The 17,635-nt window shown below is 66.1% G+C and carries 13 protein-coding genes; 12 read left to right on the top strand and 1 reads right to left on the bottom strand.

The features are described 5' to 3' along the window. The first annotated feature begins 349 nt into the window (after window positions 1-349). The 5 genes from BLV94_RS00415 (at window position 350) to BLV94_RS00400 (ending at window position 4,259) form a co-directional block, all read left to right on the top strand. A complete protein-coding gene (locus BLV94_RS00415; protein WP_072949798.1) occupies window positions 350-715 on the top strand; it encodes a hypothetical protein in 366 nt (121 codons plus the stop codon). Further along, complete coding sequence (locus BLV94_RS00410; RefSeq protein ID WP_244163396.1) at window positions 678-2,429, top strand: ParB/RepB/Spo0J family partition protein; 1,752 nt, start codon at window positions 678-680, stop codon at window positions 2,427-2,429. Before BLV94_RS00415 ends, BLV94_RS00410 begins: the two co-directional genes overlap by 38 nt. Before the next feature lie 437 nt (window positions 2,430-2,866). Beyond that, complete coding sequence (locus BLV94_RS00405) at window positions 2,867-3,418, top strand: DnaB-like helicase N-terminal domain-containing protein (RefSeq protein ID WP_072949795.1); 552 nt, start codon at window positions 2,867-2,869, stop codon at window positions 3,416-3,418. A 13-nt stretch (window positions 3,419-3,431) separates the two neighbouring features. Further along, window positions 3,432-3,596: a hypothetical protein gene (locus BLV94_RS49180; protein WP_167372081.1), complete on the top strand. Its 165-nt coding sequence runs from the start codon at window positions 3,432-3,434 to the stop codon at window positions 3,594-3,596. 339 nt (window positions 3,597-3,935) lie between these two features. Then, window positions 3,936-4,259 carry a hypothetical protein gene (locus tag BLV94_RS00400; protein ID WP_072949792.1) on the top strand — a complete coding sequence of 108 codons (324 nt, stop codon included), beginning with the start codon at window positions 3,936-3,938 and terminating at the stop codon, window positions 4,257-4,259. Window positions 4,260-4,786: 527 nt separating this feature from the next. On the opposite strand, the gene BLV94_RS00395 is transcribed toward BLV94_RS00400, so the two are convergent. Beyond that, the gene (locus tag BLV94_RS00395) at window positions 4,787-5,050 is read right to left on the bottom strand and encodes a hypothetical protein (protein ID WP_072949790.1); all 264 of its coding nucleotides are present in this window, start codon (window positions 5,048-5,050) and stop codon (window positions 4,787-4,789) included. 165 nt (window positions 5,051-5,215) lie between these two features. Between BLV94_RS00395 and BLV94_RS00390 the strand changes: the two genes are divergently transcribed. The 7 genes from BLV94_RS00390 (at window position 5,216) to BLV94_RS00360 (ending at window position 17,578) form a co-directional block, all read left to right on the top strand. After that, a complete protein-coding gene (locus tag BLV94_RS00390; RefSeq protein WP_072949787.1) occupies window positions 5,216-5,581 on the top strand; it encodes a hypothetical protein in 366 nt (121 codons plus the stop codon). Window positions 5,582-5,818: 237 nt separating this feature from the next. Continuing rightward, window positions 5,819-6,178: a hypothetical protein gene (locus BLV94_RS00385; RefSeq protein ID WP_244163395.1), complete on the top strand. Its 360-nt coding sequence runs from the start codon at window positions 5,819-5,821 to the stop codon at window positions 6,176-6,178. A gap of 26 nt (window positions 6,179-6,204) precedes the next feature. Then, window positions 6,205-6,417, top strand: coding sequence for a hypothetical protein (locus BLV94_RS00380; protein ID WP_072949785.1), 213 nt, complete (start codon window positions 6,205-6,207; stop codon window positions 6,415-6,417). A gap of 190 nt (window positions 6,418-6,607) precedes the next feature. Further along, window positions 6,608-7,267, top strand: coding sequence for a hypothetical protein (locus BLV94_RS00375; protein ID WP_072949821.1), 660 nt, complete (start codon window positions 6,608-6,610; stop codon window positions 7,265-7,267). A gap of 77 nt (window positions 7,268-7,344) precedes the next feature. Further along, window positions 7,345-16,413: a helicase-related protein gene (locus tag BLV94_RS00370; protein WP_072949782.1), complete on the top strand. Its 9,069-nt coding sequence runs from the start codon at window positions 7,345-7,347 to the stop codon at window positions 16,411-16,413. Further along, the gene (locus tag BLV94_RS00365; protein ID WP_072949780.1) at window positions 16,410-16,613 is read left to right on the top strand and encodes a hypothetical protein; all 204 of its coding nucleotides are present in this window, start codon (window positions 16,410-16,412) and stop codon (window positions 16,611-16,613) included. Before BLV94_RS00370 ends, BLV94_RS00365 begins: the two co-directional genes overlap by 4 nt. Beyond that, a complete protein-coding gene (locus BLV94_RS00360) occupies window positions 16,610-17,578 on the top strand; it encodes a Fic/DOC family protein (protein ID WP_072949778.1) in 969 nt (322 codons plus the stop codon). The genes BLV94_RS00365 and BLV94_RS00360 overlap by 4 nt, the downstream gene beginning before the upstream one ends. Window positions 17,579-17,635: the final 57 nt, after the last annotated feature.

The following is a 17,635-nucleotide window of genomic DNA, read 5'->3' as shown; positions in this document are numbered from 1 at the left end:
ACCGAACGCGGCCGTCTACCACCGGGGATCCGCCTGCCCGGCGGTCTGGCCACCTTCGGTGTCCCCCAAGAGGATGCTCCGCTTCGCTCCGCTCTGTTGAAGGACGTCGTTCTTGTTGACTTGCTGGCCTCCGATCCTGATCGACGGCGGTCCTGGCAAAACCTCTGGCGGCTTCGCCGGCCTGCTGCTCCGAGAACTTTCTCAACCCGCACTCGCTTCGCTCGCAGAGAAACTTCTCGGCCCAGAGGTTGCGCCAGGCCCTGATACCGCCGATCCGACTCTCCTTGCCAGCAAGGCAAAAAGAACGATCAGGGCGCGGCAGGTGTCCGGATCCGAATTGGAGGTAACTGTGAGCGGCATAAACGATTTCGTGGTCAACGGAGTCATCACCAGCAGTCCCGACGTCGCCCGCGTCGAACTGGCTCAGGCACATTCCGAACGAAAGGCGCACAAGGTGTACGACATTCTGAACATCTGCGAGTCCGCAGACCGGTTCGCGCAGATCTTCGCGGACGAGTCGATCGCCCGGCAGATCGCTCTTCTCGGCTGCCGCGACGTCGACCGGTTCGTCGAGTTGCTGGACGCACTGGGATACGAGGAGCGCGCGGCCACCGTTCGCCTGATCCACCTCTCGGAGCACATCGAGCACCAAGGGGGAGAGATGTGGACACGGGTGCTTGGCCTTCCCGGTCATGACTGGTCCGCGACCAGCTAACAGAGGCAGCACCACCGGAAAACACAAGACACCGGGCAGCGGATATCTGCCCGGTGTCTTGGATCCGAATTCTAGGAGAGAGATCATCATGGCTGCAATTCAGAACGGTCCCGTCGCCGAGGTCATCGACGGCGAAATCTTCGTTCGGCTCGACCCACGTGCGCTCGAGATCGGTGCCAACGTCCGAGATCAGGTCGACCTGTCCGCGACGCCCGATTTCGTGGAATCGATCCGCGACCACGGGGTGCTCGAAGCGATCAGCGCGGTTCAGCATGCCGACGGACGGATTGTCGTGCGAGATGGTCAGAGGCGCGTACTCGCCGCTCGTGAGGTCGGCGCGAGTTCGGTGCCGGTGATCGTGTACGTGGACACCGCCAAGGACGAGCGTGCACGCACCGCCGAGCGGGTGATCGCCCAGATAGTGGCGAACGACCAGAGATTGGCCCTTACGACGGGCCAGCGTGCCGCAGGAGCGGCGGAACTGCTCGACTTGGGCATCTCGGTCGCCAAGGTCGCCAAGTCCCTCCACAGGGACAAGGCGTGGGTGGAGAAGGCCGCGAAGGTCGGCATGTCCCAGGTGGCCCGCGCGCTGGTGGACGAGGACCAGCTCGACTTGGAGAGGGCCGCTATTCTCGCGGAGTTCGACGGCGATGACGAGGCCGTGCAGCAGTTGCTCCGTTGCCCTCGCTGGCGGTTCGTCTCGACTGCCGAGGAGCTGCGAGCAGACCGAATCGAGCGGGAAGAATTCGAGGACGCGGCGACACCCTATGTGGAGAAGGGTTTCTTGGTTCTGCGCGAGCACCCCGGCTACGGAACCGTGCTGGCAATGGCGGACCTGCGCACCCTCGAAGGCGGCGAGGTCACCGTCGAGACTGTCGAGTCCGGCCCCGAGCATTGGACCGTGGTCCTGAGCAAGGGCCAGCTTCTCTCCGACATCGCGACCGGCCTGCCGATCGACGAGGACGCCGTCGATTGGTACACCGAGGGGGAGGCCGACATCGAGCCCGATGAAGGTCTGGTCCACGTCAACACCGTCAACATCGAAGATGTGTGGCTTCCCGAGTACGTGTGCGCCGATCCAGATGCCGCAGGATTGCAGCTCTCGCCGGTGATGGCGGCCGTGCGAACCGGCGGGGCGAACGTGGACCCGGCGGTGACCGAAGGGGATCCACGCGCGGAGGCGGAGCGTCAGAGGCTCGAAGACGAGGCCGAGGCCCGGCGTAAGGAGCTTGAGACGGAGGAGCGCGTCCGGCGTCAGCGCAAGTTGGTGCGATCGCTCAATCTCAAGGCAGAGGCGGCGACCACGGTCCGACGGAAGTTCCTGTGCAGTCTGCTCGCGGCCACAACGCCACCGAAGACCGCCGCCGCGTACGTGGCCACCACCCTCGCCGGTGACGGGCATCTGTTGACCGAGTTCCGGGCCGACGGCGTGCTCAAGGAGGTGCTGTCGATCAAGGATTCATACAGCTCGCAGTACGTGGCCGATCAGGTGGTCAAGGCCGGCGCCTCCCGCGCCCAGGTGCTCACGCTGGCGTTGGTCCTGGCAGCGCAGGAATCACGCATCGTCAAGGACTCGTGGCGATCGAAGCGACGGGGCACCGAGGCGTACCTGGAATACCTCGAGATACAGGGCCACGCGCTGACGCCGATCGAGGAAATCATGGTCGGCAGGCGACAGCCCGATCAGGTTTTCGACCTCGACCTGGACGAATAGAGGGCATACGCACGATGCATGCGGGTCTAGTGGTCTCTTGCGTTCGCCGTAGAAGTTGCGAGAATCCCGTACCTCGCTGAACCCGACCCGGACGGAACAACTGGTTTTCCCGAAACTGGTTGTTCCGCCCGGGCATGGTTCGCGACCACTCGACTCGCGCGGTGTTATTCGACCCAATTTCTTGCAAAATCCAGGGCTCAATTTTCTCGAAAAGAATGCGCAAGGAGTTCCAAACATTCTTTCAAGGACTTGGCAACGACGCGCGGGAAGGGTGTGGTTAAATTGCGATGACTGAGTGTTTAGGCAGCTAGGGGCCGGTGTATCGGTGCCTGAAGAATTGCGTAAAGAAATCGAAAGAAATGGCTTCGCGAATATGGACAATTCCGTATCGGCGACTACAATAAATGGTAAGTCAAATTTCGAAAAGGGGAGGGAAAATGGCCGCGCCGCTGCACCTCGCGCCACCTGTCGCCGAGCCGGTTCACGACCGTGACCCGATCGAGCATTCCGTCGACGTCGCACACCTCGATGCGGAAGCTTGCTGCCTGTCTGCGCTGATGCAGATCTCCGCCGCGCAGGCCCGCCCGATCATCGACACCCTCACCGTCGGTGACTTCACCGATTCCGCGCACGGGGCTCTCTACCGGCTGATCCACGGCCTGATCCGGCGCGGACAGCCCCACGACTACGTGATGGTCGCCCACGAGATCGATCAGCACCCGGGCGGCATCGATCACCACCGGGCGCAGCTGCGTCAGCACCTGGTCCGCGTCGTCGGCGCGGCCACCTTCCCCGAGCGGGCACCGCACTACGCCAAAGCCGTGGTGGCCCAGTCCTATCGACGCTCCTTCGAGACCGCCGCCCAGGCACTGCAGGAAGCCACCGCGACCGTGGCCACCGATGACCTCTACGAGTACATGTGCCGCCTCGGCCGCCGTCAGCGCGACGCTCACGCACGCTACGCCGCGATCTGCGCTGCCACCGAATGAAAGGAACCCCGTGATGGACGACCAGAAAGATGCCTACACGCTCCAGCAGCAGGGCCTGACGTGGGCCGAGATCGGCCGCGAGCTCGGCACCAATGCCGAGGTCGCCCGGTCCTTCGCGGCCGCCTACGAGCGCCGGACCGACCGTGCCGCCGCCGAGGAGCAGGCCGCGCTTTTCTGACGGACAACTATGCCAGATCCAGCAATTCGTCGACGCCCGCCACCATTGCGCACCGCGGCTTTGCTGCGCCGACACAACGCACGGAGCAAGGCCCGCAACAACCTCGGTCGCGGGCGACCGGCAGGTCACCCGTGGCGAGGCACGTCCGCCTCAGAACTCGCGCGCAAGGCCCTCGCCGTTGCCACCGACCCGCAAGTCCAGCCGCCCCGCACTCACCGGCGTCCGTTGAGACATCCCGGGGATGCATCAGTACGTCAGAGGCTTCTGAGACCATTCCATACGACGATCGACCACACAGTCGCGGCCGCCACGACCGGCGGCCGCGCGGAGGGGGAAGTAATGAGCACCGCATTCATAGTGGGTCTGGGGGTTTTGCTCGCCGGAGGGTTGCTCGGCGGACCGATCGCAGGACGATCCAGTAACCCCTGGCGGTTACGCGAATGGGCACTCGCCCTTGTCGTAGTCGCCTGCCCCATCGTGATCTACGCCGCGATGACTTCCGTTGTCTCGACCATCCCCAGGGTTCTCCTCGTCGCCACCATGACGGGCCTGCTCGGTGTATGCGCCTGGACGCTCGGGCACCTCGCGCGGCGAGCCGGGGGATCGGGCATGGGACGACGGCTCAACGACGAGCAGCCGCCGAACACGACGGGAAGGTCGTGACCCTGGCTGCCACATGCGGCCGTGACGGAACGATCAGAGCTGATTGAACCAATCAACGAAGTTGTTCCATTCGATTGCGAGCGGAAGCCACATCGTGTAGCCAAGGTCTGGCAGTATGCCGATCATTGTGGGCTCCTTAGAACGGATTCCACCAGTTGGCGATTTGGGTAAGGATGGGGAACCAGAAGGCCGATTCCCCTTCCGAAAACCAGCCTGGGAGGTCAGGCAGATTGCCGATCATTTCGACTCCTCAGAACTGATTCCACCAGTTGGCGAAGTTGACGTACCACACGCCCGGTGGCCAGATCGGGTCGCCGACCACCGGGATGTCAAACACGATGCCGATCATGACTGCCTCCTGGTCCTCCCGACCTGCCTGAGGTATCGCTGACCTGGCAATGCCCGTTACCCAGACAGGGGCCGCACCCAGTCGAAGGACAACCCGGGGCGCACCCCTGCGCACTCGCCGCCGAACTCCTACCGGAGTGGGCGGCGCAGAGCGGCCAGGTGGATTCGTGGAGTGAGGGTCACTTCTCGGTTTCCGGAAACCCGAGACGCTCCTCGATCTCAGTGAAGACACCGCCGAGGTAGTTGCGCCGCAAGCCGACCGCGCCCAGGACCGCGGCGACCGCGAAGAACACGTAGAACAGCACGCTCTCGAATCCGAAGATCGCGAGTGCCGCGAGCGCCAGCACGACACCGACCAGGATGAGCGCGGTCCCGGACAACCGCAGGACTTGGCCCTCGCCGCGATAGGTCGGGGCCTTGCGCGGCCGCCGTGTGAAAGTCATGAATCCTCCCCTTCTTCGCTGGTCAGCGTAGCCAGCGGTACCGACAGATTCTGTGCCGACCGACAACGGCCGGCGCGAGCCATTCTACTTTAAGGGGTCTCTATGTAGAGTGTGTGGTGAGTTGTCGAGTCGAAACGCGGAGGACGCGCGAACGGGAGGGCAGGTATGGCGGTTCTGTTGATCGACCAGGCGTCGGTGCGCGGCGGGGGAGGACTGGCGGTGCATCAGCCGATGGGCGCCGGCCACGAACAGGCGCTGGCGCAGCTGGCGCGCGAGTTCGAGTGCAGCGACTCGCACACCGAATCCCTGGCTTCGAGCATCACGCTCGACGACGGCGACCTCAGCTGGCACAGCGGCGACGGCCACGACATCCTGTTCACCGCCGTGGACGTCGCCGGCACGCTCGTCGTCCGAGCGTTGGAGAGATCGTCGGACGGGTGGGTTACCGTCGCAGACCGACTCGTCGACCCGCGCGATGCCGCCAGCACCGCACACGCAGTCTGGCAACTGATCTCACTACTGACGGCATGAACGAGAAACCAGAAGGAGCAGGCATGGCCAAGGTTGTCCACCTCGCGGAGAGCGTGACGATCCCGCACCTCGACTACTACGCGACCGATGTCGAAATGGTGGAGCTGAACGAACTCTTCGACGGGTGGGCGCGCCGCCATCACGTGCTCGACGAGAGCGAACGGTCCAAACTGGGGACTGGGGCCGCAGAAGGTCAAGTTCCTCGCTGCGTTGCGAGCGCGGGCCGGGTATCGATCCGTGCACACCACGGGTTTCCACTCCGGTCATTCGTCCGTGTGGTTCACCGTGGAGAACCCTCTCGCGAGCCTGATCGCGAAGGCCAGAGAGCTCGATCCCTCCAATTCGGACCTGGGAGTGCAACCGGCGAAGATCGAGGTCGAACTGTCCTGGACTCGGATCGAGGCGGTCACGCAGATCCTCGACTTCCCGGCCGCCGCCCCGGCCGGCGGCCGCCCCCTGGCGGGTGCGCAGACCGCGGCCATGGGATTCGCGGCAGGGGCGACCATTGGCGGGGCCTTTACCCCGGGAACCTTCGCCCCGGGCGGCGGTTCCCCGATCAACGATGTCGACCCGATGCGGTTCGATGAAGGCACCTAACACCCGCTAGAGAGGTTGGTCCTGTGATGGACGGAAACGCGTTCGCCACCACCGTCTTTGTCGCGTTCAATGTGTTGTCCATCACAGGGGCGGTGGTCTGTGCTCGGCGCTCGTACACCCGCCATCGCCGCCCCGCACGGGCACTCATGGCGGGTATCGGCGGGTTGTTCATCGTCCCGCTGGCGCTGGTGGTGTGCGTCGCTCTGGCGCGCCCTCAGGGCACTTCCCGGAGCTTCTGAACCCAGCAAGAATTCAGCATAAATGCAGGTCAGAGCCTATTTTTGTTGATGCTCTGTAGTAAAATCGACCTCAGAAAACTCCCCGTTTTCGGGTGGGGTGTCGCCCTGGATGGGCGCTGACGAGGAGGTCGAGTGGCACGCGGAAACGGCAACCAGGGCGCGTTCGATTTCGAGGATGAAGGAGCAGGGGATGGAACCGCAGAGCGAGGAAACGATCGAGCAGGTCGAGGGGATCGACGTGACGATCGCGGACGAGACGCATCGGATCCTGGTCGAGTGGATCGGCCTGGACCCGACCTCCCCGCAGGACCTGGAGCGGATCGACCGGGAGGCTCTGCGCCTGCAGCAGATGACCGAGTCCGCGAGCGGGCCACTGGAGACGCAGGCGCACGAGCAGTGGGCGGAGGCGAACCAGGGCCTGACCCCGACCTACTGGAACGTGGTGCAGGCGAAGGAATCGGCGTGGCGGGCGGCGCGGGAGATGATACTCGCCGAGGAACTGTATCCGCAGGTGACGCCGGAGATCGCCGCGCGCAGGACGGAATTCGAGGCCTGGGCGGACAACCAGATCGAAGCGGAGCAGGATCGGGCCCGTCGGGAACACGATCCGGACCGGTGGAAGAGCCTGAACGTGCGGCCGATGCCGGTGGCGGAACAGATCGTGCACCGGGTGTGGCTCGATCGGCAGGCGTGGTTCCAGCAGCTGGGGCGAGCGCTGGTGGCGCAGCGGATCGAGGACAACCAGCCGGTGCCGATGACCGCGTACGACCCGGTCGCGGACGAGCTGGCGGAGATGATCGACGAGGAGATCCGGCGCAATCCGCCCGAGGACCCGAATCTTCCGTTCTAGCTGCACAAGCGCAATGGGCGGCCGCCAGCGAGCAGGTCGCAGAACTCGAACGGCACGGCGCCAAGCTCACCCGGCAGTTGGCGGCCGCTCAGCGGGCACTCGCGACCGCACAGCAGCGAGGGCTGCAGGCCGGAATCGTCGCCAATACCGAGAACATCAACAGCATCACCGGAAAACTCGAGCGGCTCCGGACGCAGTGGCGGGTCCAGTCGGCCCGTGAGGGTGAGCTACGCAATCGGATCCACGCGCTGGGCGTCGATCCGCACGAGGTGCCGCGTGCCCTCGTGCAGGAAATGTCCACAGCCGAGCGCACCCCGCAGGCGGGTTGGCGCAGCGAGCGGATCAGCAGGTCACAGATCCGCAAGCTCGAACAGCTGGCCGGCGAGGTCGCGAAGCCGTTCACGGTCGACACGACGATCACCAAGGGCGAAGCGCACGACCTGATTTCGGGCATCCTCAGCGGCAACCTCAAAGAGGTCCAGTTCCGCGAACGCCCCGCCGGCCCCCTGTTCCCCGAGGCCCCGCCCACCGACGCCGCGCCGGTCGACGCCGCAGGCGCGAACACCTCCGCCGGCATCGACCCGATCGCAGCGGCGGCCGCGACGACCCTGGACGCGACCGCCGAGGTCGAAGCCAGAATCCTGCAGGCACTCGCCGAACCGGACACCGAAGCAGATACTTCCGCCGCATCCCCGGCGAACACCGCCATCGGGTTCCTCGCCTGGGCAGAGGGCCACTTCAAGACGAAAGCCCAGGTGGCGCTGGCGGACCTGATGAGCGACCGGCAAAACATCTCGGACGAGATGTTCACCGCGTGCCGGACGATCCTGCTCAACACCGACCGGTGGCACGAACTGGGCCGCAAGGCCGCCGAGGCGTACTGGGAAGCCCGCCGCCCCGAAGCGATCGGACACCCGACGACCACCGCGATCGTCGACGCCGTGGTGGCGGCACGAGACGCCGACGACCGTGAGGTCGGCGAGTCGTACCTCGACACCGCGCAGCGGGCAGCCGAGTCCGTACTGGCGGCCGACGAGAACACCGACACCGACCTCGACCCGGACCTCGAACTCCACGACGAGATGAGTCTCGAGCAGGCCGAGGCAGAGCTACTCGACATCAACACGCGGATCGAAACCCTCGAGGCTGTCCAGGAAGCCCTGGACCTGGGCGTCATCCCCGAAAACGACTGGTACCAACGCGCCCGAGCGAAATTCGACCCCGCCGCCCCGCTCGAACTGCCGCACCCCGACGTCGATCCCGCCTTCGCGACCGCCCTGCGCAAGCTCAAGAGCGAGAAAGCTCGAGAGGCGCTGACGAACCAGTGGTGGAAGGGCTGCAAGGACGCGCAACGCGAAGCCACGGGCGCCGACCAAACGTTCCTGTACGCGGCGGCCGCGGCGGATCCGAACATCGTCGACGCGGTCGGTGGCCGACTAGCCGACGACCTCGCGGCGCACTTCCCATTCGAGGAAATGGTCCGCGACAAGATCGTCGACCTCGCCCGAAACGGATCCACGACCCGACAAGCAGCGGCCCAACTCATCGTCCGCGACCTCCGCCAACTCGAGGACGTCGGGTTCTACGACACGGTGACCCAGGCGTGGACCGAGGCGCACCGCGACGATCTGACGTGGGACGAGTCGGTACGCGACGACTGGACGCAGTGGATGCGCGCGCACCTGCGCAGCGATCCGCTCGTCGCGACCTGGGCAGGTCTGCCCTCCGTGACGCGTGGCGATGAGCTGGAAGCCGCCATCGAGGTCGCCTTCGATGTCCTCGGCTTCGAGCGCCCCGATCTGATCGAGGCCACCGCGAGCATCGGCCAAGAGCGGCTCGCCGCCGAGTTGCGTCGCACCATCGTGCCGAACCTCCACGACGACATGGAGGTCGTCTACGCCAAGAACGGCCACGAGTACTTCGAACAAGGCGGCCAGCACGGACTGCGGCTGAAGTCGAAGCCCCGGTCCGGGATCCGCCACGTCTCGGTGGGGTGGGAGTACACCCTCAACGGAGCCGACACCGAGGTCAACTGCGGCGGTGACTACCGCGTCGCGGTCGGTGGTCTACTCGAAGCCGCCGGCCACCCGATGCCGGCGTGGGTCGAGCGCACCTACCGACCCGTGCGCGAGGCACGCGATCGTGTCACGTCCACCGCCGCCATGCTCGCCCGTGGGCACGAGTTCTACCACGCAGCCGCACACAGCGATCCGCTCTGGGTGTACTCGAAGAACGGTTCAGCCGCAGCCGACACCGAGCCCGTGCAGGAAGCACGTCGCGGCATCATCGAAGACCTGCGCCGCACACTGCCCGCAGACGTCTCGTTGCTCGAAGCGAAGGGCTTCGATCTGGACTGGGTGCTGCGCGCCGAGGTGGACCGTGCGCTGATCACCGAGCTGCGGAAGAAGAACGCGAAGGACCCGTACGCCACGTTCGACGTCAGCGATCTGACGATCTACCAGAACGGTCATGTGTTCGTGGGGGACGCCGGCGGCACGCACGTCGATGTCACGCAGCTGCCGTCGATGACTGACACCCCGAACCCGATCACCCTGGACGGGCAAACCTACGCCGACGTCCACACCTTCCGCGACGCCATCGACCAGGCCCGCGTGCTCCTTCCGCGCAAGCGCGCCGCCGTCTCATCCGACATCACCGAGGTCACTGCGACCACCGAGACCGAGGCCGAACGCGACGCTCAGACACCGTCCGAACAGGCCACCGCCGACGAGATAGAGATCGCGGCGGAGCCGGCCAGCACGCCTGTCCGCGAAGACCACCCGGAGACCACCGCTCAGGCAGAAGGTGTCGACCCGTCGTCGGAACTACCCGGGGCCGCCGAGGCGGCCCCCACTGAGCAGAAGGCCCCCGCCGCCGACGCGGAGCTGCTGGTAGTACCCGATCACGTTCATGGCGAACCGATCACCAGCCCGCTGTGGCGCAACGGCGGCCTGATCGAGGTGCGCAAGGAAAGCGGCGGCCACGTCTGGGTTTCCCCCGAGACCGCCGCCGAGTACACGACCACCAGCACCGACACGGCCACCGCGCCGGAGCCGGGGATCACCCCGGCACCCGAGACCGCCGCACCGCTCACACCGGACGAGCTGGCCGCCCTGGACCCGCTCACCGCCACCACCGACGAGCTGGCCCAACGGCAGGCGCTGCTGGAGTCGATGCTCGGGGACTCCGAAGAGACCGAGGCGGTCGAGGAGACCGAGGCCGAGGAGATCCTGCGGCCGACAGAGCCCACCGCGGCACCCGCGGACTTCGCGCTCGGCACCGACATCCTGGTCCCGTCCGGCGCGAAAGCCCGTGTCCGCGCCAACATCGCCGCTGCACGGCTGGTCACCGAGCTCGGCCGCGAGCAGCGCCCGGCAACGGCGGAAGAGCAGGCAGTCCTCGCGCTGTGGTCCGGCTGGGGCGCGGTCCCCGAGGTATTCGACAACCGGGCACGGTTCCGCGAGACCTGGCGCACCGAACGCAACGAGCTGTACGAGCTGCTCGGCGAGCGCGGCTTCGCGCAGGCCCGCGAGACCACCCTCAACGCGCACTACACCGATCCGGCCGTGGTCCACGAACTCTGGCGTGCCGTGCAGCGCGCAGGGATGCCATCGAGCGCCCTGATGCTCGAACCCGGCTGCGGAGCCGGGTACTTCGTCGGCACCGCCCCGGCCGGGGTGAACATGGTCGGCGTCGAGATCGAGCCGATCAGCGCCCAGATCGCGCACCACCTGTATCCGTCGCAGCAGATCCGCAACCACGGATTCGAGCGGAACTTCGCCGGCAACGACACCTTCACCGGCGCGATCGGCAACGTGCCCTTCGGCAAGGACGGCGCCTACGACCCGATCCACAATGCCGACGGCCATTCACTGCACAACCAGTTCATCGTCAAATCTCTCGCCCTCACCGCCCCGGGCGGCTACGTCGCGGTCGTGACCTCCGCATACACCTCCGACGCGAGACGACCGGGCGCCCGCCAGAAGATCACCGAAACGGCGGACTTGATCGGCGCGGTGCGGCTGCCGACCGGGGCTTTCGACCGGCAGGCCAAGACCGCGGTCGTCACCGACATCCTGGTGTTCCGGCGCCGCCCCGACGGGCAGGAACCATCCCCGGAGACGACGGCGTGGGCCGGCGAGGTCAAGAGCATTCCGCTCGACCATCGCCACGGCGCGGACCAGGGCGGCGCACCGACGGCGCCGTACTGGATCAACCGCTACTTCGCCCAGCACCCCGAGCGGGTGCTGGGCACCCTGGCGGTCGGCAGCGGTCCGAACGGCAAGCTGAATCTGATCGTCGAACCCCGCCCCCACACACCGCTGTCCGAGCAGATCCGCCGCCAGCTCGACCCGATCATCGACCGGGCCGTCGACCGCGGACTCGGATTCACCGCACCGAGGCCGTCGCCGTCTGCCGCCGCACCGTTCGCCGCCGCCGGTCTGTTGACCGGAACCGGAATCGAAGAAACCACGGTCGAACCCGGCACGATGCGGTTCGACGAGGTCAAGGGCCAGTTCGAGCAGTTCAAGATCGGACAGGGCTGGACGTACGTCAACTGCACCGGCAAGGACAAGGCCGAGCAGTGGAAGGTCCTCATCGCACTCGGTGAGACCGTCATGAAGCTGACCGAGGCCAGCCGCCAGGTCGACTCGACCCGGGCCGAACGCGACGCCCTCCGTGGCCAGCTGGGCACCCTCTACGACCGCTACACCCATCGGTGGGGACCGCTCAACCGGTTCACCCTCACCGAACCGGCACCGCTGACCGAGAAGAAGATAGCCGAGCGCCTCGACAAGGCAATCATCCGGTGGCGCATCAAGACCGGCAAGGCAGAGGCCCGCGAGGAGGGGCTCAGCTTCGAGGAGGCCGGCCCGTACACGGGGCCGATCCCCGACGACGTCCTCGAGGACATGCAGGACAAGGCCGCGACCGAGCCGAACCCGCAGAAGAACCAGAACCACCTCAAAGGCGCGATCCTGCGCGATCCCCGCATCGGCATGGTCCTGGCGATCGAGAACTTCACGTCCCGGTTCGACGGCACCGACGCCGAGGCCGGCAAGTCGCCGATCTTCACCGAGGACACCACCCCGTTCAAGAGTCGAGCCGAAACCGCCGACCACGTCGACGAGGCAATGGCGATCAGCTTCGACGAACTCGGCTACCTCTCACCCGAGCGGATGGGGGAGTTGCTCGACCTCGAGGTCGGCGATGTCATCGACCAGGCGCGCGGGCGCATGTTCCCGTCCCTCGATCACCCCGGCGCCTGGGAGATCGCCGAAACGTTCCTCTCCGGACACGTCCGCGACAAGTATGCCAAGGCACGCAGGCTCGCCGCCGAGGACCCCGAGCTCTACGGCGCGGCCGCCGAAGCCCTCGAACGAGTCATCCCGGCCGACGTCGATCCGTCCGCCATCGGTGTCCGCCCCGGCGCGATCTGGGTGCCGATGGAGTACTACCGGGAATTCCTTCTCAAGGAGTTCGGCCTCAACCCGAACCGGCTCACGACCGAGTTCGACAAGGTCAGCGGCAACTGGAATTTCGAGACCGAGCAGAACAGCCGCCACAAGAACCCGACCAGCGGCTACACCGACAAGTACGGCAGCGCCCAGCTCTCCGGCGTCGAGATGTTCAACCTGATCGCCAACAACAAGGCTGTGCAGGTCCTCAAGACGGCCGAGGAACTCGAGCACTCGTCGAAGCCGCGGTTCCATCCCGAACTGACGGCCGCGGCCCGCTCGAACGCGGCCGCCCTGCAAGAGCGGTTCGCCGAATGGTTGTGGTCCGACGGCGACCGCTACGTCACGCTCGCCGCCACCTACAACGAGCTGTGCAACTCGTTCGTCCGACCGAAGTACGGCACCGAGTTCAAGCAGTTCCCCGGCCTGAACCCCAAGTACAAGCTGTACGACTACCAGGCCGCCGCCGTCCAACGCTTCCTGCACGACGAGACGATCCTGCTCGACCACGTCGTCGGCGCCGGCAAAACGTTGACCATGACGGTGTCCTGCATGGAGGCCAAACGACTCGGGCAGGTCCGCCAGCCGTGGGTCGTCGTCCCCAACCACCTGCTCTCGCAGTGGGGCAACGACGCCCGCGACGCCTACCCGAACGCGAAGATCCTCGTAGCCTCCGAGCTCGACGGGATCGAGGACCGGCAGCGGTTCATCGGGCAGACCGCCGTCGGCGACTGGGACATGGTGATCGTCCCGCAGTCCGTGTTCGGCCTGATCGCGATGAAACGCGAGGCACAGATCGAATACCTTGAGAACGAGGAAGCCGAACTGCGCGGCGCCCTCGAGGCCGCCACCAAGTCCGGATCGGAGTTCTCGGTCAAGCAGATCGAGAACGCGATCAAGGCGATGAAGAAGCGCATCGAGACGATCGTCGGGCAGAAGTCCTCCGACGACGGTCTGAGCTTTGAGCAGTCAGGTGCGGACTTTCTTTTTATCGATGAGGCCCACGACTTCAAGAACCTGTCCAGGCCCTCGAACTCCGCTGACCTGTCGGTAGCGGAAGGGTCGCAGCGGGCCACCGACCTGGAGATGAAGGCGCGGTTCCTGCGCAAGCAAGCCCAGGACCGCAACGCCCGGGCGGGCAAACCCCACGCACCGGCCAAGGCGATGGCCTTCGCCACCGGCACCCCGATCACCAACGCCATGTCGGAGATCTGGGTGATGACCAAGATGCTGCGGCCGGACCTGCTGGTACGGACGGGGATGAGTCGGATCGACAACTGGGCCGGCGTCTTCGCCAAGCCCGTCACCGCCGTCGAAATGAACATCACCGGCACCAAACTGCGGATGGTCACCCGCATGGCCGAGTACGCGAACGTGCGCCAGCTCGTGGCGATGCTCGACCAGTTCCGGGACGTCGTGACCTCCGACCAGATCCCGGTCCAGCTCCCGGTGATCGAGGGCGGAACGCCCACGATCCTCGAATTCGACCAGGGCCACGACGTCCTCGACTTCGTCGCCGACCTGGACGAGCGCCTGGGCAACGTCAAGGGCGATGCGATGCACATCGACAACACGCTCAAGATCTCCACCGACGGGCGCAACGTGGCCATGCACCCGAGACTGGCGAACCTTCCGTCCCCGCCCCCGGAAAACTCCCGGGTCGAGGTCGCCGCCGACGCCATCTGGAGCGCGTACGTCGACAACGCCGACGTGGTCATCCCGGCCGACAAATACGGCCCGGACATGACCGGGGCGTTCCAGCTCGTGTTCTGCGACCGCGGAACACCGAAGATCGGCGACAGTCGCCGCGCCCGCAACGTCTACACCGAACTGCGCGACGCCTTGATCGCCCGCGGGATCAAGGCCGAGGAAATCGCCTTCATGCACGACCACAACTCGCCCAAGGCGAAAGCCGCACTCACCGAGGCCTGCCGAGACGGGCGGATCCGGGTCCTGCTGACCTCGACGAAGAAGGGCGGCACCGGCCTCAACGTCCAGCGCGCACTCAAGCAGCTGGTCAACCTCGATCCGGCCTGGACGGCGGCGGACATGGAACAGCGGATCGGGCGCATCATCCGCCAGGGCAACACCTTCGAGAAGGTCAGTGTCATCAACGTCGTGGCCCGGCGTTCCTACGACGCGATGATGTACCAGTACGTCGCCCGCAAGTCCGGGTTCGTCGCGCAGCTGCGCCGCGAAGACGTCCCCCAGACGATGGAGGACGTCGGAGGCGACCTGTCGTTGTCGTGGGCGCAGACCAAGGCCGCGGCAACCGGCGACCCGGTCTTCGTCCAGCAAGTCGAGGCCGAGCAGAACGTCACCATGCTCGAAGCTGGGCGCAACGCCGTCACCAACAACAACGCCGCCCGGCACGCCACGATCCGTTCCCTCGAACGGCAGATCGCGGCCGCGACGCAGCGGCTTCCCGAACTGCGGGAACAGAGCAGCAAACTCCAGGAATGGCTGGCCGTCGAGGACCGCAGCAAACGCATCTGGCACGTCGCCGGCCGCGCGGTGCCCGACAGTGAGGTATCTGATCTCCGCGATGCGATCACCGAAGCGCTGGCACAGGCCCGCGAAGAGGTCACGAGGGAACGCAAGTTCCTTCCGATCGGGTCGATCAACGGAGTACCGATCACCCTCGGCTACTCGCACACCCTCGCCAACTACATCGTCGACATCGCGGGGGAGGAGCGCTACATCGAGCGCGACAAGATGATCGACATCGTCGCACTCGACAGCGCCACCACCGGGTTCATCGCGTCCACCCGAAATCACCTCTCCGCCGTCAGCAACCGCGGCGACGCACTCGCCGCTCAGCTCGAACGCGACAAGGCCACACTCGACGTCGCCACCGCCGAGCCAGAGCTGGTGTTCACCCACGAAGACGAACTCGAACAGGCGAAACTCGAGGCCCATGAACTGAGCCTCGAGGTCAACTCGCGGGAGAACTCACCCGAGGCGCTACGCCAGGAGCGGCTCGACACCGAACGACGCCGCGCCGACGGCCAGTACCCAGGATGGTCGCTCGACCTCAACCCGACCGAAGGATGGGCGGAGGAGCAAGGGATGACCCGAGAGGCGGTGATCGCGAGCGTGCCGGTCCGCATGGCCGCCGCCCGCAAGGAGTGGGAAGAAAACGCCCAAGCCCGCACCGAAAACCTCGCACGGCGGGAATGGCAAACCCTCGACGCCAGCGAACACGAGTGGCGGTACGGCTTCGACCCCAACTCCGGAATGCCCGGTGCCCGCACGTACTGGCACGGCCGCCAGTGGGCCTGGGAATCCTGGGACGGCACCGGGCAGACCGACCGCGGATCCGCCAACCGCCGCGGCGACGCCTTCGGCAGCAGTTCACGAAGCGCCGACAAGCTCGCCAAGGAACGCGAGGTTCCCCGGGAGAAGCTGTACGAGGCCAGCCTCGAACGTGGCGCCAAGCTCCGGGCCGCACAAACCCCGGACCATGCGGCGGACACCATCACCGAGCCGACCCAACCGACCACCACGCTCGTGGAACAGTCCGTCATCGACGGCATCAAGGCCGCCGACAGCGGACACGCCCGCCCGATCCGAGATGTCCTCGGCACCACCACCGGCGCGGACAATGGGAACGTCACCCCGATCCACCCGGAAACCGAGATCGACCGCGACTACGGAATCGACGAAGAAGGCGAGCGCGCCGTATGAACGACGACACAGCACACCGAGGGCTGACCGAAGCGCAGGCGCGAGCCGAATACGACAGGCTCGCGCCGATCATGGCGATCGAGGGCCGCACGATGGACGAGCCCACCAAGGAACTCCTCGTCCAACTGCTGCAGGAGAACATCACCCTCGACGATGCGCTCGACTCAATCCTGCGCCGCCGAGCCCAGACCGAGCAGTGACCCGGCCGCGCCCGTTCTCACAGGAGTGGATCGACTACTTCATCCCGTCGACGGTGCACTGGGATGCCACCGGATTCCCGGACATCTCCGGCGCCGTCATGCGCAACCTCGTCCGGGTGTCCGCCGACCGGCCGTACGGCATCACCGACCCCGAGGTCCTCGACGTGTACGAGGGGCTGGCCACGTACAAGCGCATGTCCGAACTCCGACGAGAACCGATCCCCGGCAACTACGACCTGACACACCTACGCCGGATCCACCACCACCTGTTCCAGGACGTCTACCCCTGGGCCGGCGAACTGCGCACCGCCCCACGTGATTGGCCGATGGTCAAGCACGGCCCGGACGTGCAGGCCTACCGGCGGGGAGTCCGAAATCCCCCGGAGATCGCGCACCGCTACTTCGCCGCCAAGGAGATCCGCGGGTACGGCACCGCGGTGCTCGAGCGCATGGCAGCCAAGAACCACCTGCGCGGCCTCGACCGCGAGACCTTCGTCGACGAGCTGACGAAGGTGTGGGCGCGGATCAACTACGTCCACCCGTTCCGGGAAGGAAACACCCGGGCGCAGTTCGCGTTCTTCACACAACTCAGCGCGGACGCCGGCTACTCCTTCCAGACCGCACGATTCCAACCCGCCGAAGCCAACCTTCCCCACGAGAATTCGTTAGTCGGCGATCTTCGAGAGCAGTTCGTGTGGGGACGATTCGAGTACATGCAGACCGGCGACACCACCCTGCTACGCGAAACGATCGACGCCGCCGTAGTCGTCGCCTCGGCTCCGCCCGATCGGACGGAGTCAACCCCGGCCCCCAGCTACGACCTGAGCGCGGTGCGAACCGCGACCGCGGGTCACCCCCGCCCCATCGGTCGGATGCTTTCGGGCAGCACCGAATCACGGGGCGAGTCAGTGGAGGCGCTCGGTCCGGAACGGGCGCCCGCGCACGACGCCGGATACGAGCTGTAAAACCATCCAATCTGGATCACTCGGAAGAGGTGTCCTCGTTACACCATATGATCAGGC

The organism is Rhodococcus koreensis (genome assembly GCF_900105905.1).
In the GTDB taxonomy this organism is placed as follows: Bacteria; Actinomycetota; Actinomycetes; order Mycobacteriales; family Mycobacteriaceae; genus Rhodococcus_F; species Rhodococcus_F koreensis.
The sequence above is the reverse complement of the archived record's forward strand: the minus strand, read 5'-3'. Positions and strand labels throughout refer to the sequence as shown.